Raw genomic sequence first — 21,716 nt, forward strand, 5'->3', positions numbered from 1 at the left:
GCGGCACCGTCGAGGTATGCGGAGCTGAGCCCGGTGTCATCGCGTCGTACGTCCCTCGGCGTGCGGGGTGGACGGCCGTGCGCGGCCGCGTACCGCTGTCCGTCCACCGCCGAGATCACCGACCGAGAGGCACCGTCGCCATGAACGTACGCCGCAGCGCCACGGCTCTGGCCGCCCTGGCCGCCCTGTGCACGGCCGCCGCCCCCGCCGCGTTCGCCGACGCCTCCCCCTCCCCGAAGCCGTCCGGCCCGGCGCTGCCGAAGGGGCTGTACGGCACCAAGGACCCGCAGTTCGACGGGGTGTGGCGGCAGTCGCTCGCGCTGCTCGCCCAGGACGCCGTCGGGGTCACCCCGGCGAAGTCGGCCATCGACTGGCTGGCCGGCCAGCAGTGCGAGGACGGCGGCTTCGCCGGGTACCGGGCCGACCCGGCCAAGGCGTGCGACCCGAAGAAGGGCGAGTTCACCGACGCGACGGCGGCGGCCGTGCAGGCGCTGGCCGCGGTCGGCGGGCGTAGCTCGGCCGTCGAGAAGGGCGTCGCCTGGCTGAAGAAGCACCAGAACGACGACGGCGGGTGGGGCATGAACCCGGGCGGTCCGAGCGACGCCAACTCCACCTCCGCCGCCGTCGGCGCCTTCGCGGCCACGGGAACGGACCCGAAGGGGGTGAAGTCGGCCAAGGGCGGTAAGACCCCGTACGACCTGCTGCTCGGCCTCCAGTTGGGGTGTGACGCCAAGAAGGGCGAGCGCGGGGCGTTCGCGTACACGGCGGACAAGGGCGGGGCCGGGGCGGCGGCCAACGACCTGGCGACAGCGGCCGCCGCGCTGGCCACCCAGGGCAAGGGCTTCGTCTTCGAGCCCGCGGGCAAGGACGACGGCAAGGCGCCCGAGCCGCTGGACTGCGGCAAGGGCAAGGGCGACGGCAAGGGCGGGGGCGGCAGGCCGGCCGGGGTGGCGGAGGCCGGGCAGGCCGCCGCCGCGTATCTGGCGGACACCATGGCCGAGCACGGCCGCCACCTGCTGTCCTCGATGCCGGGCGCCAAGGACCAGCCGGACTTCGGCGGCACGGCGGACGCGATCATCGCGCTGGCCGCCGGGGAGCACAGCGCGACCGCCGCCAAGCCCCTGCAGTGGCTGCAGAGCGAGAAGAACGGCGCGCTGGCCTGGGCGAAGGGCGACCCGGGGGCGCTGGGCAAGCTGGTGCTCGCGGCGCACGCGGCGGGCGCGGATCCGCGCAGCTTCGGCGGCGTGGACCTCGTCCAGCGGCTGAACGCCACGGGTCCGAAGCCGGAGTCGGTGTCCGCGTCCGGGTCGCAGGCGGACTCCGGCAAGGACGCGGACGGGGAGAAGAAGGACGACGACAAGGGGGGTGTCGGTGGTGTCTGGTGGACGGTGGGCGTGTTCATGGTGGCGGGCATCGGCATCGGCTTCCTGCTGAGCGGCCGGAAGAAGCAGCAGCTCTGATGGGCCCGCGCGCCGCCTCCGCCCGCCTGACCTCCGCCCGCGTGACCTCCGCCCGCGCCGCCCTCGCCCGCGTCACTTCCGCCCGCACCGCCCTCGCCCGCGCCCGGGCCGCGCTCGTCTGCGCCGCCCTCGCCTGGGCCGCGCTCGCGCTCGGTGCCTCCCCCGCGCACGCCGAGGGCTATCGCTACTGGTCGTTCTGGCAGCGGGAGCGGGGCGCCGACGCCTGGACGTACGCCACGCAGGGCCCGGCCACGGCCCGGCCGGGCGACGGCGACACGGTCGGGTTCCGGTTCGCCGTGAGCGAGGACTCGCGGGACGCCGCCCGGCCGCGCGGCCCGGCCGACTTCAAGGCGATCTGCGCGGACACCCCCGCGAAGGACGGCGCCAAACGCGTCGCGGTGGTCCTGGACTTCGGCACGGCCGCCGACGCCCCCGACCACCGCACCCCGCCGAAGCCCCGTACGGAGTGCGCGCGGGTCGCCGAGGACGCGAGCGCCGCGGACGCGCTGGCGGCCGTCGCGAAGCCGCTGCGCTACAACTCCGCCGCCCTGCTGTGCGCCATCGCCGGCTACCCCGCCACGGGCTGCGGGGAGCAGGTCGACGCCACCAGCCACGGGGCAAGCGGCGGGGACGGAACCAGTGGCGGGGACGGCGGCCACGGCGGGGACACCGGAAACGGCGGCGGGGGCATCCCCTCGGCCGGGCTGATCGGCGGTCTGGCCGCCGTGGTCGCGCTGGGGGCCGCCGCCGTCTGGCAGGCGCGCCGCCACCAGCGGCGATGAGCGGCGCCGCCCGGCCCGCCGGACACCCGCTCACCGGGCGCCGAGCGGCGCGCTCCGGTGGCGCGCAGCGCTCCAAGGACGCCCTGTACTCCCGCGGCGCGCTGCACGCCGGGGCCTGGTGGCTGTGGGCCCTGGGGCTGGCCACGGCCGCCTCCCGCACCACCAACCCGCTGCTGCTGGGTCTGCTGGTCGCCGTCGCGGGCTATGTGGTCGCCGTGCGCCGGACGGACGCACCGTGGGCCCGCTCGTACGGCGCGTTCCTCAAGCTGGGGCTGGTGGTGCTGGCGATCCGGCTGACCTTCGCGGTGCTCCTCGGCTCGCCGATCCCCGGGACGCATGTGCTGGTCACCCTCCCCGAAGTGCCCCTCCCCGGCTGGGCGCAGGGCGTGCGGATCGGCGGCCGGGTCACCGCCGAGGGGCTGGTCTTCGCCCTGTACGACGGGCTGAAGCTGGCCACCCTGCTGGTGTGCGTCGGCGCGGCCAACGCGCTCGCCAACCCGGCCCGGCTGCTGAAGTCCCTGCCCGGCGCGCTGTACGAGGCGGGCGTGGCGGTTGTGGTGGCGATGACCTTCGCGCCGAACCTGGTGGCGGACGTCCAGCGGCTGCGGGCCGCCCGCCGGCTGCGCGGCCGCCCCGACCGCGGGGTGCGCGCGCTGCTTCAGGTGGGGCTGCCGGTCCTGGAGGGCGCGCTGGAGCGTTCGGTTGCGCTCGCGGCCGCGATGGACGCGCGCGGCTACGGCCGCACCGCCCAGGTCCCGCCCGCCGTCGCCCGCGCCACCGCCGCCCTCACCCTGGGCGGGCTGCTCGGCGTCTGCGCCGGCACGTACGGGCTGCTGGCGGCGCGTGGCGCGGGCTTCGGCCTGCCGGTGCTGCTGGGCGGGCTCGCCGCCGCGCTCGGCGGGCTGTGGCTGGGCGGCCGCCGCTTGGCGCGCAGCCGCTACCGGCCCGACCGGTGGGACGCCCGCGCCTGGCTGGTGTCCGGGTCCGGGGTGGCGGTCGCGGGCCTGATGATCTGGGCGGCCTCGTACGCCCCGCAGGCCCTCGACCCGCCCGCCGTCCCGCTCACCGCGCCGGTCCTGCCCCTGTGGCCCGCGGCCGGGGTGCTGGTCGGGCTGCTCCCGGCGTTCGTCGCCCCGGCGCCCGCCCGGGCCCCGTACGCCAAGAGCCCCCAGAGCCCCCAGAGCTCCCAGGACCCCCAGAGCCCCCAGGACCCCCAGACCACCAGCGAGGACACCGGTAAGGAGGCCACTCGGTGATCCGCTTCGAGCAGGTGTCCGTCACCTACGACGACGCGCCGCGACCCGCCCTCCAGGGCGTGGACCTGACCGTTCCGGAAGGGGAGCTGTGGCTGCTCGTCGGCCCCTCGGGGGTCGGCAAGTCGACACTCCTGGGCGCCGTCCCCGGCCTGGTGCCGCACTTCACGGGCGGCACGCTGCGCGGGCGGGTGACCGTGGCGGGCCGCGACACCCGCACCCACAAGCCTCGCGAACTGGCCGATGTGGTGGGCTGGGTGGGCCAGGACCCGCTGGCCCACTTCGTCACGGACACCGTGGAGGACGAGCTCGCCTACGGCATGGAGTCGCTGGGCGTCCCCCCGGACACCATGCGCCGCCGCGTCGAGGAGACCCTGGACCTGCTCGGCCTCGCCCCGCTGCGCGACCGGCCCATCGCGACCCTGTCCGGCGGGCAGCGGCAGCGGGTCGCGATCGGCTCGGTGCTCACCACGCACCCGCGCGTCCTGGTCCTCGACGAGCCGACCTCGGCGCTGGACCCGGCCGCGGCCGAGGAGGTGCTGGCGGTCCTCCAGCGGCTCGTGCACGACCTGGGCACCACCGTGCTGATGGCCGAACACCGCCTGGAGCGGGTGGTCCAGTACGCGGATCAGCTGATCCTGCTGCCCTCCCCCGGCGCGGCCCCCGTGACCGGCGACCCGGCCGGGGTGATGGCGGTCTCCCCCGTCCGGCCGCCCGTGGTGGACCTCGGCCGCCTGGCGGGCTGGTCACCCCTCCCGCTGTCCATACGGGACGCCCGCCGCAAGGCGGCACCGCTGCGGGAGCGCCTGGCCCCGCACACCCCGGACGGGGAGGCGGACCTCCCGGCGGGCGAGCCCGTCGCCGAGGTGGCGCGGCTGGCCGTGCGCCACGGGCGGGTCGAGGCGCTGCGCGGGGTGGACCTCGTGGTGCGCCCGGGCGAGACGGTGGCGCTGATGGGCCGCAACGGGGCGGGAAAGTCGACTTTGCTGTCCACGCTGGTGGGGATGCACACCCCCGCCTCCGGTTCGGTGCGTCTCGGGGCCGCCGGGCCGGGCGGCGGCCGGGGGGTCGTACCGCACCGGACCCGCCCCGCCGACCTGCTGCGCCATGTGGGCCTCGTGCCGCAGGAGCCGCGCGACCTGCTCTACGCCGACACCGTGGCGGCGGAGTGCGAGGCCGCCGACCGGGACGCGGGCGCGGCCCCGGGGAGCTGCCGGGAGCTGGTCGGCCGGCTGCTGCCCGGCGTGGCGGACTCGGCGCACCCCCGTGACCTGTCCGAGGGCCAGCGGCTCGCGCTCGCGCTGGCGGTCGTCCTCACCGCGCGCCCGCCGCTGCTGCTGCTCGACGAGCCGACCCGCGGCCTGGACTACGCGGCGAAGGCGCGCTTGGTCGAGATCCTGCGCGGGCTGGCCGCGGAGGGCCATGCGACCGTGCTGGCCACGCACGACGTGGAGCTGGCCGCCGAACTCGCCCACCGGGTGGTGATCCTGGCCGACGGGGAGGTGGTGGCCGACGGCCCGACGGCGCGGGTGGTGGTTTCCTCCCCGGCGTTCGCCCCGCAGGTCTCCAAGGTGCTGGCGCCGCAGCCGTGGCTGACGGTCCGGCAGGTACGGCGGGCCCTGGGCGAAGCGGAGCGGGTCGTATGACACCGGGTGGCGAGGACGCGGCGCCGAAGGGTACCGGCGCGCCGGCGAAGGGGACCGGCACGGCGGAGGGACCCGGCGCGCCGGAGGAGGCGACCAGCGCACGCGCCATCCGCCTCGGCCCCCGCTCCGTGACAGCGCTCGTCCTGGTGTCCGCGGTCGGCGTGGCCGCCTTCGGCTGGCCCCTGCTCGCGGACTCGGCGTCCGGGCTCGCCCACTCGGCCGACGCGCCCTGGCTGTTCGCCGCCCTGCTGCCGCTGCTGCTCGCGGTGGTCATGGCGACCATCGCCGACACGGGCCTGGGTTCGAAGGCCGTCGCGATGCTGGGGGTGCTGGCGGCCGCCGGGGCCGCGCTGCGGCCGCTGGGCGCGGGGACGGCGGGCATCGAACCGATGTTCTTCCTGATGGTGCTGTCGGGGCGGGTCCTGGGCCCGGGCTTCGGCTTCGTGCTCGGAGCGGTGTCGATGTTCGCGTCCGCGCTGCTGACGGGCGGGGTGGGGCCGTGGATGCCGTTCCAGATGCTGTCCATGGGGTGGGTGGGCATGGGCGCGGGCCTGCTGCCGGGGGCGGAGCGGCTGCGCGGGCGGGGCGAGTTGGCGCTGCTGGCCGGGTACGGGGCGGTCGCCTCCGTGCTGTACGGCACGGTGATGAATCTGCAGGGCTGGCCGTACCTCGCGGGGATGGCCTCGGGCGTGTCGTTCGTGCCCGGCGATCCGCTGCCGCACAACCTGGCCCGCTTCGTCGCGTACTGCCTGGCCACGTCGCTCGGCTGGGACCTGCCGCGCGCGGTGGTGACGGTGGTGCTCACCCTCACCCTCGGCCGTACGGTCCTGCGGGCCCTGCGCCGGGCGACCCGCCGGGCGGCCTTCGACGCGCGGGTCTCTTTCAAGAGCTGAGCCAAGGCCCGAGCCAAGGCCGAGGCCGGCCCGGAGGGGGCCGGCCTGGTGGTCCTAGCCCTGGTGGTACACGTTGACCTTCCAGTCGGCGACCCACTTCCCGTCGCCGTACTGCAGGTTCGCCGTGCACTTGTAGGTGTTGCCGTCACAGGTCAACCCCGTGACCGGCACCGGCGCCGCCGCACTCCGCACCGACGACGACTGTGACGCCACACCCTGGTGGTACACGTTCACCGCCCAGTCCGCCACCCACCTCCCGTCCCCGTACTGGAGCTTCGCCGTGCACTTGTAGGTGTTGCCGTCACAGCTCAGCCCCGTGACCGGCACCGGCGCCGCCGCACTCCGCACCGACGACGACTGTGACGCCACACCCTGGTGGTACACGTTCACCGCCCAGTCCGCCACCCACCTCCCGTCCCCGTACTGCAGATTGGCCGTGCACTTGTAGGTGTTGCCGTCACAGTTGAGCGCCGTGACCGGGACCGGCGCGGCGGCCCTCTCGGGCGCGGCCGCCTGCGCGCCGGCGGCGGGCGCGAGGACGGAGGTGGTCATGAGGAGGGCTCCCAGGCCCAGGAAGGTACCGGTGAGCATGCGACGAGCTGACATCTGTGTGGCTTCCCTTCGACTCGGTCGGCGTTGACCGAGGCGTAAGGAACCAGAGGCCGCTCGCGGCGGACTCGAGCCGGGGGCGGCTGCCGCCGCGACCGGGGATGGCGGGCGGGGCCGTCACAGGCGCTGGATGATCGTCCCGGTCGCCAGCGCGCCCCCCGCGCACATCGTGATCAGCGCGAACTCCTTGTCCGCGCGCTCCAGTTCGTGCAGCGCCGTGGTGATCAGACGGGCGCCGGTGGCCCCCACCGGGTGGCCCAGCGCTATCGCGCCACCGTTGACGTTCACCTTCTCCAGGTCCTGCCCGAAGACCCGCGCCCACGACAGCACCACCGACGCGAACGCCTCGTTGATCTCGACGATGTCGATGTCCTTGAGCGTCATCCCCGCCTTGCCGAGCACCGCCCGGGTCGCGTCGACCGGCCCGTCCAGGTGGTAGTGCGGGTCGGTGCCGACCAGCGCCTGGGCGACGATCCGCGCGCGGGCCTTGAGCTTGAGCGCCCGCGCCATCCGCTTGGACGCCCACATCACGGCCGCGGCTCCGTCGGAGATCTGGGAGGAGTTGCCCGCGGTGTGCACGGCGGTCGGCATCACCGGCTTCAGGCCGCCGAGCGCCTCCATGCTGGTGTCGCGCAGCCCCTCGTCCCGGTCGACGAGCCGCCACATGCCCTGCCCGGCCGCCTGCTCCTCCTCGGTCGTCGGCACCTGCACCGCGAAGGTCTCGCGCTTGAAGCGCTCCTCCGCCCACGCCCGGGCCGCCCGCTCCTGCGAGATGAGCCCGAGCGAGTCGACGTTCTCCCGGGTGAGCCCGCGGCGGCGGGCGATCCGCTCGGCCGCCTCGAACTGGTTGGGCAGATCGACGTTCCACTCGTCCGGAAACGGCCTGCCGGGCCCGTGCTTGGAGCCGCTGCCCAGCGGCACCCGGGACATGGCCTCGACGCCACAGCCGATGCCGACGTCGATGACCCCGGTCGCGACCATGTTGGCCACCATGTGGTTGGCCTGCTGCGAGGAGCCGCACTGGCAGTCGACGGTGGTGGCCGCGGTCTCGTACGGCAGGCCCACCGCGAGCCAGGCGTTGCGCACGGGGTTCATCGACTGTTCACCGGCGTGGGTGACCGTGCCGCCGACGACCTGTTCCACACAGTCGGGCTGGATGCCGGTGCGGGCGAGGAGTTCGCGGTACGTCTCTCCGAGCAGATAGGCGGGGTGCAGATTGGCGAGCGCGCCTCCGCGCTTCCCGATGGGGGTGCGCACGGCTTCGACGATGACGGGTTCCGCGGCCATGACTCGTCCGTCCTCACTCTCTTAAGGGCTCGGTTCCCCTTCGGATCACTCGCCCAGCGGTATCCGCGGGGCTCCCGGCGGCGCCCGCGACGGAACTGATACTTGTTCTAGTTCCTGGGCCAGTCTGCTGAGGGCCGACCCGGCGACGCAAGGGGCATGCACGCCCGTTATGGGCCACTCCGGCGCCCGTCGCGCGCCCGCCGGGCCGCAACAAAGGCGGGCATGACACTTGCCACTTGTAGAACCCGTTACTACGTTCACCGAGACTTCTGATAGGCCGTCAGATCTGGAGTGGCCGATGTCCTGTCCAGCGCTGCCCGAAGGCTTCGACTTCACCGACCCCGACCTCTACCAGCACCGCCTGCCGCTCCCGGAGTTCGCCCTGCTGAGGCGGACCGCCCCGGTGTGCTGGATCCCCCAGCCGCACGGCATCGCGGGCTTCGACGACGACGGGTACTGGGCCGTCACCCGCCACGCCGACGTCAAAGAGGTGTCGACCAGGCCGGAAATCTTCTCCGCCAACCTCAACACCGCGATCATCCGCTTCAACGAACACATCCAGCGCGACCAGATCGACGTCCAGAAGCTCATCATGCTCAACATGGACCCGCCCGAACACACCCGGGTCCGCCAGATCGTGCAGCGCGGTTTCACCCCGCGCGCCATCCGCGCGCTGGAGGACGCCCTGCGCGAACGCGCCGCCCGGATCGTGGCCGGGGCCAGGGAGGACGGCAGCGGCGACTTCGTCACCGACGTGGCCTGCGAACTCCCCCTGCAGGCCATCGCCGAGCTGATCGGCATCCCGCAGCAGGACCGGGCCAAGATCTTCGACTGGTCGAACAAGATGGTGGCCTACGACGACCCGGAACTGGCCATCACGGAGGAGATCGGCGCGCAGTCGGCGATGGAGCTGATCTCGTACGCCATGAACCTGGCCGCCGACCGCAAGGCCTGCCCGGCCAAGGACATCGTCAGCAAGCTGGTCGCCGCCGAGGACGAGGGCAGCCTCGGCTCGGACGAGTTCGGCTTCTTCGTGCTGGTCCTCGCGGTGGCGGGAAACGAGACCACGCGCAACGCCATCAGCCACGGCATGCACGCCTTCCTCACCCACCCCGACCAGTGGGAGCTGTTCAAGCGGGAACGCCCGGCCACCGCCGCGGAGGAGATCGTCCGCTGGGCCACCCCGGTCATGTCCTTCCAGCGCACCGCCACCCAGGACACCGAGCTGGGCGGGCAGCGGATCGAGGCGGGCCAGCGGGTCGGCATCTTCTACTCCTCCGCCAACCACGACCCGGAGGTCTTCGACCACCCCGAGGTCTTCGACATCACCCGCACCCCCAACCCGCACCTGGGCTTCGGCGGCGGCGGCCCGCACTTCTGCCTCGGCAAGAGCCTCGCCGAGCTGGAGATCCGCCTGATCTTCAACGCCATCGCGGACGCCCTCCCGGACATCCGGCTCGCGGGCGCCCCCAGGCGGCTGCGGTCGGCGTGGCTCAACGGGATCAAGGAGCTGCGGGTGACCTACGGCTGACCCCGGGTGACCGCGGCGCGTCCCCCGCCCCGGGAGTGCCGTCCCGGCCCCGTACGGGGGCACACTGTCGGCCATGAACGACACGAGCGGCATCCCCGGCGCCCAGCACGACCTCCGAAGACTCTTCGACTTCATCGCCCTCACCGCCCGGCTGCGGGAGGTCGAGCGCCCCAACAACGCCACCGCCGCGCGCAAGGAGAGCGTGGCCGAGCACTCCTGGCACCTGGCCATGGTCAGCTGGATACTGCACGCCGAGTTCGAGCGCGAGGCCGGCCGCTGCCTGGACCTGACCAAGATGCTCAAGCTGTGCCTGATGCACGACCTCGTCGAACTCGACCCTTCGGGCGACGCCGCCGAGGTCCCCTTCGCCTCGCTGCCGGGACCGCTGGGGCCCGAGCTGCTGGCCCTGTGGCACGAGTACGAGGAAGGCCGTACGCCCGAGGCCTGCCTGGTCCGCGGGGTGGACCGGCTCAACCCCGCCCTGATGCGCTACCTCACCGGCCAGGGCTGGCACGACGTGCCCACCGACACCAACGCCGCCATGGACGCCGACGCCCTGGACCGGCGGCAACTGCCCCGGGTGGCCGTCAGCGAGACGCTGCGCGCGCTGTACGAGGAGATCCGCGACGCGTCGGTGCGCAGCGGGCTGCTCACCCCTTGAACGGCACCTTGACGCACGCCACCCGCGTCCCGGCCATCCCGGCATGGCCCTTTCCCGTGGCGGTCGCATGCTCGTGGATCACCACGGAGCGCGCCTCGGAGTCCCGGAAGCGCCAGTCCACCTGGGCCTTGGCGTAGCCCTCGCCGTGTCCGTTGGTGGTGAGATCCAGCCACACCTCGTTGCGCGGATTCGCGTACTTCGGGTTAACCGACGGCTGCTTGGGGTCCTTCGTGTTCTGGTAGTGCGGACCCGAGTCGTCGGGCATGGTCCCGCACGGCTTCGTATGGACATGCACCCCGAAGGTGTGATGCGCCTTGACCCCGCGCACCCACACCCCCACGAACGTGCCCTGGCCCTTGCCCTGCGGGCTCTGGGTGCCCTGCGGGCTCTGGGTCGGGCTCGGGCTCTGCGGGCTCGGGCTCTGGGTCGGGGTGCTCCGGGCCGCGCCGCCCATGTGCTGGTGACCGTGGTCATGGCCGTGCTCGTACTCGTGCTCGTGCTCGTTCTCGTAGTGGCGCGGCTTGCCGAGGAACTCCACGACGACGACCTTGGCGGAGACGGGCACCAGCTTGGTGTCGTACGTCACCGCCTTGTGGTCGCGGGCCTGGGCCGCCGGCGCGAATGTCGCGTGGACCATGACCGCGGGGCAGGGCGGCGAGACCGCCGGGGAGACCGCGACCATCGACGCCGCTGCCGCCGCGGTGACCGCCATGGCAAGGGACATGGGGGATCACTCCTCCGAGCGTGGCCCCCCTCGACTGGCCCCAGGGGCGCGGGCCCCGCGCACTGCCCCACCCGACCGGGCACGTCCCTGCTTTCCACGCTAGTGCCCTCCGTCACACCCTTCAACGCGAGCCGGGACCGGCGACCTCCGTCGGCTCGGCGGCCCCCGGCGGTTCGGCGGTCCCGGTCGGCTCGGGGCCTTGAGCGTCGGGCCCCTTGGACGGGGCCGGCACCAGCGCCACCGCCGCCCCCGCCCGCTCCGGTTCGCGCCGACGCAACCTGGGCGGCCACAGCGGCCCCGCGGCCCCCTCCGCCGGCCGCTTCCCGAAGCCGAACAGCACGTACTGCAGTCCGAAACCGGCCGACACGACCACCGCGCCCCCGACCGCGTCCAGCACCCAGTGGTTGGCCGTGCCGACGATGACCGCGGTGGTCATCAGCGGATACATCAGCCCCAGGACCTTCATCCACAGCTTCGGCGCCACCATCGCGATGACCACCCCGCACCACAGCGACCAGCCCACGTGCAGCGAGGGCATGGCCGCGTACTGGTTGGACAGCTTGGTCAGCGCGCCGAAGTCCGGATTCTCGAGGTCCTGCGGGCCGTGCGCGGTGTCGACGAAGCCGAGGCCCATCAGGCGCGGCGGGGCGGTCGGGTAGAGCCAGAAGCCGACCAGCGCGAGCATCGTGGCGAAGGCGAGCGGGGTGCGGGCCCAGCGGTAGGTGAGGGGGCGGCGCAGATACAGCCAGGCGAGCAGGGACAGCGGCACCAGGAAGTGGAAGGTGCTGTAGTACCAGTTCATGCTGTCCCTCAGCCATGGTGTGTCGGCCACCACGCTGTTGAACCAGTGCTCGATGTCGATTCCCAGCCACTTCTCGGCCGTGAGGATCTGGTGGCCGTGGCTCTCCGCGAGGCTCCGCGAGTCGGGGGCGTGGGCGCGGATGTAGGAGTAGCCGAAGTAGCCGATGCGGATGAACATCAGCTCGAGCATCAGATTGGGCCGGGAGAGCGGCCGCCGTACGAAGCGCAGCAGCGGCACCCAGGCGAAGCGCCCCTTGACCGGCTCCGCGACCGGGGTCGGGGCCGGGTGGTCCCAGGCGGGGGAGGTGCGGGAGAGGAAGGGGACCAGGCAGGCGGCGGCGAGGGCGGCCAGCAGCGGCGCGTTGTAGCCGATATGGCCGAGCATATCGATATCGGGGAGCAGGGCGGTGCGGTTGAGGGTCATCACCAGCACCACCAGCACCGGCCACACCAGCCGGTCCGAGGCGCGCCTGCCGACCCGCCCGACGACCGCCAGCAGGATCCACAGCTGCTGGTACTGCCAGGACGTGGGCGAGATCGCCAGCGCCACGCTGCCGGTGATCGCCGCCGCCAGCAGCAGCTGCCCGTCCTTCGCGTAGTACGCGGCGCGCCGCAGGCCGACCACGGCCACGGTCACGGCGAGCACCGCGAGCAGCGCCAGCTCGACCGGGCCCGAGAGCCCGATCCGCAGCAGCAGCCCGTGCAGGGACTGGTTGGCCAGGCCGTCCGCGGGCGCGCCGAGCCCCGCGCCGCCGATGTGGTGCCCCCAGTACGTCCAGGAGTCGTGCGGCATGGCCGCCCAGGCGAGCGCGGTGCAGGCGGCGAAGGTGGCCCCGGCGACCGCCGCGGCGCGCCGCTGTCCGACCAGCCACAGCACCACCGCGAACAGCAGCAGCGCGGGCTGCAGCGCCGCGGCCACACCGATGAGCACGCCCGCCTGCCGGCCGGAGGTCCCGGGCAGCACGGTGAGCACCACCAGCAGCACGGGGATGATGCTGGTCTGGCCGAGGGTGAAGGTGTTGCGCACTGGGAGCGACAGGACGAGGAGGCTGATGGCGACGGGCGCGGCCAGCAGTGAGGTACGGCGGGAGACGGGGCCGGGCAGGCAGCGGGCGGCGACCAGGGCGAGCACCACCACCAGCAGCAGGGTGCCGAAGGTCCAGGCGTAGCCGAGGCTCTGCTCGGCGGAGCGGGTGAGCGGTTTGAGCACCAGACCGGAGAAGGGCGTCCCGGTGAACGCGTCGCCGTCGTACAGCGATCCGCTCACATGCAGGACGCCCCGCTCCCCGATCCAGGTCTCCAGATCGGTCAGTCGCTCGTCGGGCGGCAGCCGCAGCACCGCCGCGGCCTGACGGACGGCCAGCAGACCGGCGAGGAGCCACAGCGCTCCGAGCGCCAGCAGGCTCCGTGACGTCCGTGTCCGGGCGGCACCGGGGCCCGCCCTCGTACCCGAGGTGCTCCGCAGTCCGCTTCGCTCCACGTTCGTCACGCCCTGCCGCTCCCCCACTCGCCTTGTCACTCGCTCCGGATGCTTGAGACCTTACTGAGCCCTGTACTCAGACGCGGAAAACCCCTCGTCACCTGACCGCCGTCCGGGGTTGTCCGAAAAGTACCGCTCAGTCGACCGGATGAGTTGTGTGGTCCGCCCCAATTTCACCAGGGGTGAGGGGTGTGCCGCGAATCGCCCCCGCGGCGTGCCCCGTACGGCCTCACCACTGGCAGTGGACGTGGGTGGAGTGCCCGGCGTCGCCGGGGCCGAGGACGAGGACGGCCCCGTAGGACCGGCACGCCTTCATGAACTTCTTGGCCTTGGTGTAGCCCGCTCCGCCGGTGCTGACCCGCGCCCCGTTGACGGTGCCGACGTCGAAGGCGCGGCCCGCGTAGTGCTTTGAGCCACGCGAGTGGCTGCCGCCGGCGACCTCGGTGACCCGGAAGGTGAACCTCTTGACGGTGTTCAGCTTCAGCATCGCGTTGAGCATGTTCGTGTTGAGGGTGACCGATCCGCCCGGGGCGGTGCCGTAGCTGCTGCGCCTGGCCTTCCGACCGGCGGCGGTGTCCGTGATGTTCTGCTTGGCGTTCGCCTTGTCCCGCACGCCGCTGTCGTGGGTGGTGGCCAGGCTGATGCCGCGGTGGTTGAGGATCGACTTCGCGATGGCGGGCCGCGTGGCGGCCTCCGCCGTGGTCGCGGTGGCCATGACCGCCAGCGAGGAGGCCAGGGCGGCGGAGATCATGAGAGGAGCGCGCTTCATCGGCGGTTCCCTCCCGTTACGGTGACGCGGCCGGCTGGCCGACGCGATCCACGGTGCCGGTCGGATCCTGTGGAAATCTTGCGCGTTTCTTGAATGAGGCCCGACCGACGCCGGTGTGCGCTACATCACACCATCGGATCGCGCGGAGGCGACGACTTCGGTGCGATTCGGCGGTCTTTATCACCGCGAGCGTCGAACGGCGCGAGTATCAAACACCGTAAGCACCATAAGCACCGCTGCGAGTTGGAGGAGCGAGTCCCGTGCGCATCGTGATCAGTGAGTTCATCAGCCTGGACGGCGTCGTGCAGGCCCCGGGCGGCCCCGACGAGGACACCGAGGGCGGCTTCGCGCACGGCGGTTGGACACACCGCTTCTTCGACCCCGAGGTGGTGGGCGGCGCCTTCAACGACGCCCTGTCCCAGGCCGACGCGCTGCTGTTCGGGCGCCGCACCTGGCAGACGATGGCCGCGGCGTGGCCGGATCGAGCCGGCGACCCGTTCGCCGACCGGATGAACGGCATCCGCAAGTACGTGGTGTCCCACACCCTGAGAGACGACGAGCTGACCTGGGACAACACCACCCGCATCCAGGGCGAGGAGGCCGTCGCCCGGCTCCGCGAGCTGCGCGAGGCCGACGGCGGCGACCTGCTGCTCATGGGCAGCCCCACCCTCGCCCGTACCCTCCTGCACGAGGACCTGGTCGACGAACTCCGGCTGATGCTCATGCCGGTGATCCTCGGCGGCGGAAAGACGATCTTCCCGGGCGACGGGTCGCTGCGCACGCTGGAGCTGGTCTCCACGGTCACCAGCGGCACGGGCGTACAGGTGAGCACCTACCGGCGCGCCACCGACGACAAGTCCTGAAGTGACTTTCGCGCCGCGAGCCTGATGTGTGGTGAGTATCGGACAGCGACACGCCGTGGTGTCGGCGCGTCATTGTCCGATACTCACCACAAAGTCACCGGTCGCCGGAGTCGCCACGGTCGCCACCTCCGCCGCCACCCGCACCACCACCTCCGCCCCCGCCCCACCCCCGCCCCCACCCAGCGGACGTGGCTTGACCGCGGCGGCGGATGTAACAGAAACTGTTGCAACAAACGAGGAGGGGCGATGGCGGCGAACAGTCGATTGACCATCGCGACGCACGCGCTGGCCTGGCTGGCGCTGGCGCGGCGCCGTGGCCAGGAGGTACTCACGTCGGAGCAGGTCGCGGCCAGCGTCAACACCAACCCCGTGATCATCCGGCGCAGCCTCGGCGACCTGCGACGAGCCGGCCTGGTGGAGGTCCGCCACGGCGCCGGCGCGGGCTGGAGCCTGGCCCGTGAGCCCGAGGGGATCACCCTGCTCGAGGTGTACGACGCCGTCGACGCCCAGCCGCCGTTCGGCCTGCACCGCACGGAGCCCAATCTGGAGTGTCCGGTCGGCCACGGCATCCGGCCCGCGCTGAGCGGCGTCTACGGCCGGGTCGAGCAGGCCATGCGGCGCGAGCTGGCGGAGACATCGATCGCCGATGTACTGCGCGAGACGCTGGTGAACTAGCCGACAGACCGGTGGCCATGGGGCCGTCCGCCACCACACCCCTTGCTGTAACAAACATTGTTCCAACAACTGAACGAGGAGCAGGACTGGTGAAGGCCCTACGGTGTCCAGTCGTCGAACTGCGGCAGTACACGCTGCACCCAGGACAGCGAGACGTACTGATCGATCTGTTCGACCGGGAGTTCGTCGAGACCCAGGAGGCCGTGGGCGCGACCATCCTGGGGCAGTTCCGCGACCTGGACGACCCCGACCGGTTCGTCTGGCTCCGCGGCTTCGACGACATGCCGAGCCGCGCCAAGACCCTGGAGAGCTTCTACGGCGGCCCGGTCTGGAAGGCACACCGCGACCAGGCGAACGCGACGATGATCGACTCCGATGACGTGCTGCTGCTGCGTCCGGCCTCGCCGCTCGGTGGATTCCCGACGCCGTCCGACGCCCGGCCGTCCCCCGGCGAGCCGGCGCCACCGCCACCGTCGCTGCTCCTCGCCACGATCTGGTACGGGCACGGCCCGTTCGACACGGCGTTCGTCGAGTTCTTCCAGCAGCGTGTCCGCCCCGTACTGGCCGAGACCGGCGGCGAGCCACTGGCGTACCTGCGGTCGGAACACGCCCCGAACACCTTCCCCGCACTGCCGGTACGGACGAACGAGGAGGTCTTCGTGTGGTTCGCACGTTTCACCGACGAAGGCCACCTCGACCACCACCTGAACCGCTTGCGGCGTTCGGAACGCTGGCGCGAGGAGGTGCTGCCGACCCTTTCGGAACGGTGGGCGAGGACCCCCCAGCGGCTACGCCTGGCACCCACCGAGCGGTCACTCCTGCGGTGAGGCGCCGACCTCACGCCCGCCGCCCGAGAGTCTCACATCCCCCTGAGTGATGACCCGGATGCGCCCTACGGTTGACGCCCGCGCGGACAGCGGGGAACGAGTCTGGAACTCACGTGCTTCGAGTGAGGAGTTCGCGTGGACCGGTGGGATCGGGTCGGGCGGGTCGCGGCGTACGGGGCAGCACTGGCGCTGACGCCCTACCTGCTGATCAAGGTGTCGTGGGTGGTTGGTTCGCTGGTGGGGCTGGTGCCGGTCGGGACCGGATTCGGCATGGCGGAGTGGGTGGTGCTCAACAGCGCCACGATCGGTATGGCAGGGCTCGGGATCGCGGTGGCGCTCGCGCTGGTGCGGCCGTGGGGGATGCGCGTACCGGGAGCGCCGTTGGCTTTCTGCGCATGGGTGGGGACGGGGTTCCTCGTCCCGGTGTTGCCGTACGCCGTTCTCAGTTCGCTGCTGGGCTCGGCGGACGGCGATCCGAAGAGCGGGAGCGACGCGGGCCCGTCGATGCCCGCCTGGGAGGCAGCGCTGATTCAGATCGGGTTCGTCGGCATGGGGCTGGGTCTGGCCATCGCGCTGCCCACGTACTTCCGGCGGCGCTGGCCGGACGCGTTCGAGGGTCGGCTCGGGGACCGCGGGGAGGGCTCGCCAAGGGCGCTGCCATGGATGACCGTGGTCGGCGTCGCAGTCGGTCTCATCTGGCTGTACTGGGCGATGGGCGGTACCGGGGGCGTCGCCCACCGCGGCGAGCGGGACCTCGCCTGGTACGTGCTCTCCGGCGTCTTCGCGCTCTGGGCCTTCGTGGCGTCCGCCGCCACCTGGGCCGCCGTCCGAGGCCGCCCCGCCCGAGTCCCCCGCTGGGTTCCGATGGTGCTCGGTTGGCTCGGCTCGGGCTCGCTGTTCGCCTGGAACGGCTGGAAGCTCCCGTTCACCCTGTACCTGGCGGTCGCCCAGCCGGCCGACGCGACCCTGCCGGAAAACCTCGCGCTCGCGGCGGTCCTGCACCTTGCGGCAGTGGGGGCGGGCGCCGCGATGCTGCGAGCGCTCGTCCGTACGCCTCTTTGAGTGCCGGATGTAGGAGACTGCGCGCAGAGTCGAGGTCAGGGCGCCAAGCCGGCGTCCGCTGCCTGAGAGGTGTTCACATGCCCAGCGTGGTGAAGATCAACGTCCTGACGGTCCCCGAGGAGCAGCGCGAGGTGCTGGAGAAGCGCTTCGCGTCGCGGGCCGGGGCGGTGGAGAGTTCCGACGGCTTCGAGTGGTTCGAGCTGCTGCGCCCGGTGGAGGGCACCGACACGTACCTCGTCTATACGCGCTGGCGCAGCGAGGAGGACTTCCAGGCCTGGATGGAGGGCCCGATGAAGGCGGCCCACCAGCGCGGCGGCGAAGGCGCCCCGCAGCAGAAGCCCGCCGCGTCCGGCTCCACGCTGTGGTCGTTCGAGGTCGTGCAGCAGACCGGCCCCAAGCGGGACTGACCCGGCGGGATTGGCCCGAGCGGGACTGACCCGAGCGGGACCGACCCGAGCCCCTCGCGACCACCGCCGGCCCTCTGACCCGCGTCAGAGGGCCGGCGGTGCGGCTCCGGGTCACGGTACGTCCGGACGCCTGCCGTGGGTCAGGTTGCCAGGGCGGGGCGAAACGCCTCGGCCACCGCCGTGTTCGCGATCACGACGACCGCCATGACCATCGCGGCGACGTGCTCCCCCACCCCGTAAACGGCCGCCGCCCCGCCACCCAGCACGACCGCCTTCACGACCAGTACGAGCGACAACCGCGGCCGCCACCGCGCCTTCGGGGCCGCGAACAACGACCAGAGCACGATCGCCACCAGAGGCGTTCCCACCCCCAGAAGGACACCGGTGGCCTCGTCGTGCGCGACGCTGAATCCCCACCAGCTCAGGCACGCGAGCGCGGCGAGTTCGAGCAGGAACGCCAGGAGCTCGTTGGCGGCGTACCACGGCCGTCTGTCGATCAAGGTCATGGAGCCGGTTCCTCTCGGCGTGGAGTCCTCTCGGCGGGACGGCCGGCGTGAAGTATGGCATGCGTGAAGAAAGCCCCGCCCACGCGCCACGGAGGACGCACAGACGGGGCAGGCAGGGCTAGTCTCTGCTCGATTCTCGAACACATTCGGCGCACACCCATTGCGAGCGCGCGATTAGCTGTGTCCGCTCCTTCGGATGCTTGCCGCACCACTCCGACGGGCCGGCCCGGTTGGGTAGGTCCCGCTTGATCAGCATCCCGATCATTTCCCGGGGTTTCAGCGGCTCGCCTTCAGGTGCTGACTCCTGCGTCATTCCTCTTCCTGGGCCGGAGGCTCCGGCTCGGGAGCCGGGGTGACGGTCTCGTTCTCGTACACGTCATACCCGTTAATCTCTTTTTCGCCACCCATAGCGGCGCTCCTTTCTGTCGTCATGGATTTCTTAGGCGGTGGGGCACTGGCACCTGACGGTGACCTCAGCAGCGCCCCACCGGCCGCCCGCCGGACGGGAGTTCAACGTTCGGCGAGCGGGGCCTTGAGCGGACCTTGTCGTCGCTCATGACTCGTGCGGTACGAGCGTCGTGCCGGGCGCCACCACCTGCCCACGCCTGCGCAGAAGCTTGCTTGCGTCGTCGAACACTCGCCCAGGCGGCGGAGGCGGAGAGGTGAGTCGTCCACGACTGGCGCCCTCCCCCGAGTCGTCCTCGCCCCTGGCCGTGATACACACTCCGTCGGCCAGGCTGACGAGCCGACGCAGCCGCGCGCTCTCCTCGTGGTTGTGGCTGATGCGCCCCCAGTCGGCGACAAGGCAGACGATCTTGCGGCCCTGCCCCTGTGCCTCCATAGCGGCCACCATGCCGCGCCAGTGGGGCCGTCGGTCCGTCAGCGCGACGTCTCCGCGGTCCACCCACTGGCCGGCGACCTCCCATTTCATCTTGGCCGCGTATGCCCGGCAGGTCGCGATTCGACGGTTCAGGCTGTCCGTCTGAGCCGTCGCCTCGCGGTCGTAGATGAAGGCGAGAGTCGTGCTGTCTGCCGCGTCCTCTGTCACTGGTCGCTCCCCGGCTCGATGTCGTTGCCGTCTGTATTTAGGCAACTACTGAAGAGCCATGATCAGTTAACACGGAAGTTGCACAACGGCGGGTCAGATCCGGTTGGACACAAGGACGAACGTACTTGCGCATGCGATGGTGGGCTCATGCACAGCGCACCGTCAGCGGGAGAGAACATCGCGGTCCTGCGGAAGGTCCGTGGAATGAGCCAGACGAAACTCGCCCGACTCATGAAGATCTCGCTCTCCTATCTGAGCAAGATCGAGACTGGCCTTCGTCCAGCCACTCCTCCTCTTGTGGCTGCCGCAGCCTCAGCTCTGCATGTGACGACAGCGAGAATCTACGGTGATCCATTCGCCGATCCGTCGACGCAGCACGAGTTGATGAACGATCTACGCACTGTCGTCCGAAGGCACACGCTGCCCAGGGAAGATGTTCCACCGCCCGACGAGCTGGCAGCCTCGCTCGACAGGGCAGCTCAACTGCGGGCAGAGACCGACTACCTGTCGCTGCTCAAGCTTCTTCCCACGTTGCTCGGCCAGGCAACCGCAACCGCTATGGCGTCCGGCGGCGACGCCACCGCGTGGGGCCAGGTGGCCGACGTGTACAGCTGCGCCTACGCCGTCGCACATCGGTTCCGTCAGCCGGACCTGACCGACATGATCGTCGCGCGGCAGACATGGGCAGCACAGCAGACGTGGAACCCCAGCGCCGAGGCGGCTGCCGCGTGGAACGAGGCGGGGACCTACCAGTCAGCCGGTGAATACGCCGACGGCCTGGCCATCGTGGAACGGGCCATCGTGCGCTACGAGTCGGCTCCGGGCGATGGGCTCGAGCACATCGTCCATCTCGGATCGCTCCACCTCCGCGGGATCGTCCTGGCCTCCCGCCACGAGGACGCGAAAGCCACCGCGGACCACGTCCGGAGGGCGAAAGCACTCGCCGAGCGCATCAAGGGCCCTGACCTCCTTCAGCACAATCTGACATTCGGCCCGGGTAACACGGCGCTGTATGAACTGGCCGCGCAGATCGAGTTGAACGCACCGGGCAAGGCGGCCGAGGTAGCGGGCCCGCTGTTGAAAGAGCCTCCCGCCGGCCTCAAGCCTTCACGGGTCGGCCGCCTGGCCATCGACGCCGCCCGCGCCCGTCTCGCGACCAAGGATCTGACGGGCGCGGAGGACGCGTTGAAGTACGCGTTCCGGGTCGCCCCTCAAATGGCCGAGATCCACCCGATGGCCCGGGAGGTCCTGCGGGTGCTCTGGACCATGCACCAGCGCAGCCGTCCGGATCTCGTCCTTATGGCGAAGCGGGCAGGGCTCGCCGACTGAGGCTCCGTGCGCCGGTCGGCTGGGTGAAAAACGATTGACGTTCGTCGGCGTGCGGCGGTCGGATGGCGTCCCATGAGCACAGGGCCCCTCCATCCCGGCATGCACCCGATCGACGACGGCCTCGTACGGCGGCTGATCGCCGGGCAGTTCCCGCAGTGGGCGGGGCTGGAGGTGCGGCGGTTTCCGTCCGGTGGCACGGTCAACGCCATGTACCGGCTGGGCGACGGCATGGTCGTACGGCTTCCGCTGGTCGAGGGCGGGGCCGGCGACGTGGCGCGGGAGCGGATGTGGCTGCCGAGGCTCGCGCCCCAGCTGCCCGTGCCCATTCCCGAGGCGCTCGGGGACGGGGTTCCCGCCGAGGGGTATCCGTGGCCGTGGTCCGTGTACCGGTGGCTGGCGGGGGAGAATCCCGAGGCGGGGGCGCTGAGCGAGCCGGTGCTGCTGGCCAAGGATCTGGCCGAGTTCGTGGCGGCCATGCGGGGCGTCGCCCTGCCGGGTGCGCCGCGGGCCCATCGCGGCGGGCCGCTCGCGTCGCTCGACGTGGAGACCCGGGCGGCGATCGAGGAGTTGCGCGGGTTGCCGCAGGAGGGCGTCGACTGCGATGCCGTCAGCGCCGTATGGGAGGAGTCGCTGCGGGCCCCGGAGTGGGACGGGCCGCCGGTGTGGCTGCACGCCGACCTCATGCCGGGCAACCTGCTGGTGGACGGGGGCAGGCTGAGCGCGGTGATCGACTTCGGGTGTCTGGGGGTGGGCGATCCGGCCTGCGATCTGTTCCCGGCGTGGAATCTGCTGCCCGCCGAGGCGAGGGAGGTCTTCCGCGAGGCGCTGGGCGTGGACGACGCGACCTGGATCCGCGGCCGGGGCCGGACACTCTCGCAGGCGCTGATCGCGCTGCCGTACTACCGGGAGACGAACCCGGCGATGGCCCGCAACGCCCGGCATGTGATCCGGGCGGTGCTGGAAGAAGGCTGAGGCCGGGGTGTGCGTACCGCGCCGGCGCCGGTTGATGCCGGTGGTGGGGAGCGCGCCGCCGCCGGACGAGCGGCCGGGGAACCCCTGGGTAGGGGATCAGCCTTCAGCGAAGAGCTGAATCCCGGGGGGTG

At 72.1% G+C, this 21,716-nt stretch carries 21 protein-coding genes; 14 read left to right on the top strand and 7 right to left on the bottom strand.

Annotated elements, in window-relative coordinates; all coding sequences use genetic code 11:
* Window positions 1–140: 140 nt before the first annotated feature.
* The 5 genes from ABFY07_RS08725 to ABFY07_RS08745 are packed head-to-tail and all read left to right on the top strand — an operon-like array spanning window position 141 to window position 6,034.
* Window positions 141–1,460 carry a prenyltransferase/squalene oxidase repeat-containing protein gene (locus ABFY07_RS08725; RefSeq protein WP_346173896.1) on the top strand — a complete coding sequence of 440 codons (1,320 nt, stop codon included), beginning with the start codon at window positions 141–143 and terminating at the stop codon, window positions 1,458–1,460.
* Entirely contained in the window at window positions 1,460–2,242 is a 783-nt protein-coding gene (locus tag ABFY07_RS08730) for an SCO2322 family protein (protein WP_346173897.1), read from the top strand. The genes ABFY07_RS08725 and ABFY07_RS08730 overlap by 1 nt, the downstream gene beginning before the upstream one ends.
* Window positions 2,239–3,498 carry a CbiQ family ECF transporter T component gene (locus tag ABFY07_RS08735; RefSeq protein ID WP_346173898.1) on the top strand — a complete coding sequence of 420 codons (1,260 nt, stop codon included), beginning with the start codon at window positions 2,239–2,241 and terminating at the stop codon, window positions 3,496–3,498. Before ABFY07_RS08730 ends, ABFY07_RS08735 begins: the two co-directional genes overlap by 4 nt.
* A complete protein-coding gene (locus tag ABFY07_RS08740) occupies window positions 3,495–5,141 on the top strand; it encodes an ABC transporter ATP-binding protein (protein ID WP_346173899.1) in 1,647 nt (548 codons plus the stop codon). Before ABFY07_RS08735 ends, ABFY07_RS08740 begins: the two co-directional genes overlap by 4 nt.
* Window positions 5,138–6,034 (top strand): ECF transporter S component, encoded by an 897-nt coding sequence (locus ABFY07_RS08745; protein WP_346173900.1) that lies wholly within the window; start codon window positions 5,138–5,140, stop codon window positions 6,032–6,034. The genes ABFY07_RS08740 and ABFY07_RS08745 overlap by 4 nt, the downstream gene beginning before the upstream one ends.
* Before the next feature lie 54 nt (window positions 6,035–6,088).
* Here the strand turns inward: ABFY07_RS08745 and ABFY07_RS08750 are convergent, their stop codons facing one another.
* Together ABFY07_RS08750 and ABFY07_RS08755 are read right to left on the bottom strand one after the other, a co-directional pair.
* Window positions 6,089–6,625 (bottom strand): hypothetical protein, encoded by a 537-nt coding sequence (locus ABFY07_RS08750; RefSeq protein WP_346173901.1) that lies wholly within the window; start codon window positions 6,623–6,625, stop codon window positions 6,089–6,091.
* 135 nt (window positions 6,626–6,760) lie between these two features.
* Window positions 6,761–7,930, bottom strand: coding sequence for a steroid 3-ketoacyl-CoA thiolase (locus ABFY07_RS08755; protein WP_065958808.1), 1,170 nt, complete (start codon window positions 7,928–7,930; stop codon window positions 6,761–6,763).
* A gap of 298 nt (window positions 7,931–8,228) precedes the next feature.
* On the opposite strand from ABFY07_RS08755, the gene ABFY07_RS08760 reads away from it, so the two are divergent.
* The gene (locus tag ABFY07_RS08760; RefSeq protein WP_346173902.1) at window positions 8,229–9,461 is read left to right on the top strand and encodes a cytochrome P450; all 1,233 of its coding nucleotides are present in this window, start codon (window positions 8,229–8,231) and stop codon (window positions 9,459–9,461) included.
* 73 nt (window positions 9,462–9,534) lie between these two features.
* Window positions 9,535–10,122: an HD domain-containing protein gene (locus ABFY07_RS08765; protein WP_346173903.1), complete on the top strand. Its 588-nt coding sequence runs from the start codon at window positions 9,535–9,537 to the stop codon at window positions 10,120–10,122.
* Here the strand turns inward: ABFY07_RS08765 and ABFY07_RS08770 are convergent.
* The 3 genes from ABFY07_RS08770 to ABFY07_RS08780 form a co-directional block, all read right to left on the bottom strand.
* Window positions 10,112–10,846, bottom strand: coding sequence for a superoxide dismutase family protein (locus tag ABFY07_RS08770; RefSeq protein WP_346173904.1), 735 nt, complete (start codon window positions 10,844–10,846; stop codon window positions 10,112–10,114). The genes ABFY07_RS08765 and ABFY07_RS08770 overlap by 11 nt on opposite strands.
* Window positions 10,847–10,967: 121 nt before the next feature.
* A complete protein-coding gene (locus ABFY07_RS08775; RefSeq protein ID WP_428836884.1) occupies window positions 10,968–13,136 on the bottom strand; it encodes a bifunctional glycosyltransferase 87/phosphatase PAP2 family protein in 2,169 nt (722 codons plus the stop codon).
* Between the two features lie 220 nt (window positions 13,137–13,356).
* Entirely contained in the window at window positions 13,357–13,896 is a 540-nt protein-coding gene (locus ABFY07_RS08780; RefSeq protein WP_346173905.1) for a hypothetical protein, read from the bottom strand.
* A 260-nt stretch (window positions 13,897–14,156) separates the two neighbouring features.
* Between ABFY07_RS08780 and ABFY07_RS08785 the strand changes: the two genes are divergently transcribed.
* The 5 genes from ABFY07_RS08785 (at window position 14,157) to ABFY07_RS08805 (ending at window position 17,730) form a co-directional block, all read left to right on the top strand.
* Window positions 14,157–14,759 carry a dihydrofolate reductase family protein gene (locus ABFY07_RS08785; protein WP_346173906.1) on the top strand — a complete coding sequence of 201 codons (603 nt, stop codon included), beginning with the start codon at window positions 14,157–14,159 and terminating at the stop codon, window positions 14,757–14,759.
* 246 nt (window positions 14,760–15,005) lie between these two features.
* A complete protein-coding gene (locus ABFY07_RS08790) occupies window positions 15,006–15,434 on the top strand; it encodes an Rrf2 family transcriptional regulator (protein ID WP_065958814.1) in 429 nt (142 codons plus the stop codon).
* Window positions 15,435–15,523: 89 nt separating this feature from the next.
* A complete protein-coding gene (locus tag ABFY07_RS08795) occupies window positions 15,524–16,261 on the top strand; it encodes an NIPSNAP family protein (RefSeq protein ID WP_346173907.1) in 738 nt (245 codons plus the stop codon).
* 135 nt (window positions 16,262–16,396) lie between these two features.
* Window positions 16,397–17,323 (top strand): hypothetical protein, encoded by a 927-nt coding sequence (locus tag ABFY07_RS08800; protein ID WP_346173908.1) that lies wholly within the window; start codon window positions 16,397–16,399, stop codon window positions 17,321–17,323.
* A gap of 77 nt (window positions 17,324–17,400) precedes the next feature.
* Complete coding sequence (locus ABFY07_RS08805; RefSeq protein ID WP_346173909.1) at window positions 17,401–17,730, top strand: antibiotic biosynthesis monooxygenase family protein; 330 nt, start codon at window positions 17,401–17,403, stop codon at window positions 17,728–17,730.
* A 140-nt stretch (window positions 17,731–17,870) separates the two neighbouring features.
* Here ABFY07_RS08805 and ABFY07_RS08810 read toward each other — a convergent pair whose 3' ends face one another.
* Entirely contained in the window at window positions 17,871–18,236 is a 366-nt protein-coding gene (locus ABFY07_RS08810; protein WP_346173910.1) for a YrdB family protein, read from the bottom strand.
* Between the two features lie 553 nt (window positions 18,237–18,789).
* Window positions 18,790–19,284 carry a recombinase family protein gene (locus tag ABFY07_RS08815; protein ID WP_346173911.1) on the bottom strand — a complete coding sequence of 165 codons (495 nt, stop codon included), beginning with the start codon at window positions 19,282–19,284 and terminating at the stop codon, window positions 18,790–18,792.
* A gap of 147 nt (window positions 19,285–19,431) precedes the next feature.
* On the opposite strand from ABFY07_RS08815, the gene ABFY07_RS08820 reads away from it, so the two are divergent.
* On the top strand, window positions 19,432–20,613 hold the full coding sequence (locus ABFY07_RS08820; RefSeq protein ID WP_346173912.1) for a helix-turn-helix domain-containing protein: 1,182 nt from the start codon (window positions 19,432–19,434) through the stop codon (window positions 20,611–20,613).
* Between the two features lie 72 nt (window positions 20,614–20,685).
* Window positions 20,686–21,585 carry an aminoglycoside phosphotransferase family protein gene (locus ABFY07_RS08825; protein ID WP_346173913.1) on the top strand — a complete coding sequence of 300 codons (900 nt, stop codon included), beginning with the start codon at window positions 20,686–20,688 and terminating at the stop codon, window positions 21,583–21,585.
* The last annotated feature ends 131 nt before the right edge of the window (window positions 21,586–21,716 follow it).

This window comes from Streptomyces sparsogenes subsp. cuspidosporus, from assembly GCF_039532705.1.
Classification (GTDB): Bacteria; Actinomycetota; Actinomycetes; order Streptomycetales; family Streptomycetaceae; genus Streptomyces; species Streptomyces sparsogenes.

Coding starts and splice junctions, on each gene's coding strand:
- ABFY07_RS08810 (WP_346173910.1), bottom strand. CDS start 18,236: ATGACCTTGATCGACAGACGGCCGTGGTACGCCGCCAACGAGCTCCTG.
- ABFY07_RS08730 (WP_346173897.1), top strand. CDS start 1,460: ATGGGCCCGCGCGCCGCCTCCGCCCGCCTGACCTCCGCCCGCGTGACC.
- ABFY07_RS08745 (WP_346173900.1), top strand. CDS start 5,138: ATGACACCGGGTGGCGAGGACGCGGCGCCGAAGGGTACCGGCGCGCCG.
- ABFY07_RS08735 (WP_346173898.1), top strand. CDS start 2,239: ATGAGCGGCGCCGCCCGGCCCGCCGGACACCCGCTCACCGGGCGCCGA.
- ABFY07_RS08755 (WP_065958808.1), bottom strand. CDS start 7,930: ATGGCCGCGGAACCCGTCATCGTCGAAGCCGTGCGCACCCCCATCGGG.
- ABFY07_RS08825 (WP_346173913.1), top strand. CDS start 20,686: ATGAGCACAGGGCCCCTCCATCCCGGCATGCACCCGATCGACGACGGC.
- ABFY07_RS08780 (WP_346173905.1), bottom strand. CDS start 13,896: ATGAAGCGCGCTCCTCTCATGATCTCCGCCGCCCTGGCCTCCTCGCTG.
- ABFY07_RS08760 (WP_346173902.1), top strand. CDS start 8,229: ATGTCCTGTCCAGCGCTGCCCGAAGGCTTCGACTTCACCGACCCCGAC.
- ABFY07_RS08750 (WP_346173901.1), bottom strand. CDS start 6,625: ATGCTCACCGGTACCTTCCTGGGCCTGGGAGCCCTCCTCATGACCACC.
- ABFY07_RS08765 (WP_346173903.1), top strand. CDS start 9,535: ATGAACGACACGAGCGGCATCCCCGGCGCCCAGCACGACCTCCGAAGA.
- ABFY07_RS08820 (WP_346173912.1), top strand. CDS start 19,432: ATGCACAGCGCACCGTCAGCGGGAGAGAACATCGCGGTCCTGCGGAAG.
- ABFY07_RS08770 (WP_346173904.1), bottom strand. CDS start 10,846: ATGTCCCTTGCCATGGCGGTCACCGCGGCGGCAGCGGCGTCGATGGTC.
- ABFY07_RS08725 (WP_346173896.1), top strand. CDS start 141: ATGAACGTACGCCGCAGCGCCACGGCTCTGGCCGCCCTGGCCGCCCTG.
- ABFY07_RS08805 (WP_346173909.1), top strand. CDS start 17,401: ATGCCCAGCGTGGTGAAGATCAACGTCCTGACGGTCCCCGAGGAGCAG.
- ABFY07_RS08790 (WP_065958814.1), top strand. CDS start 15,006: ATGGCGGCGAACAGTCGATTGACCATCGCGACGCACGCGCTGGCCTGG.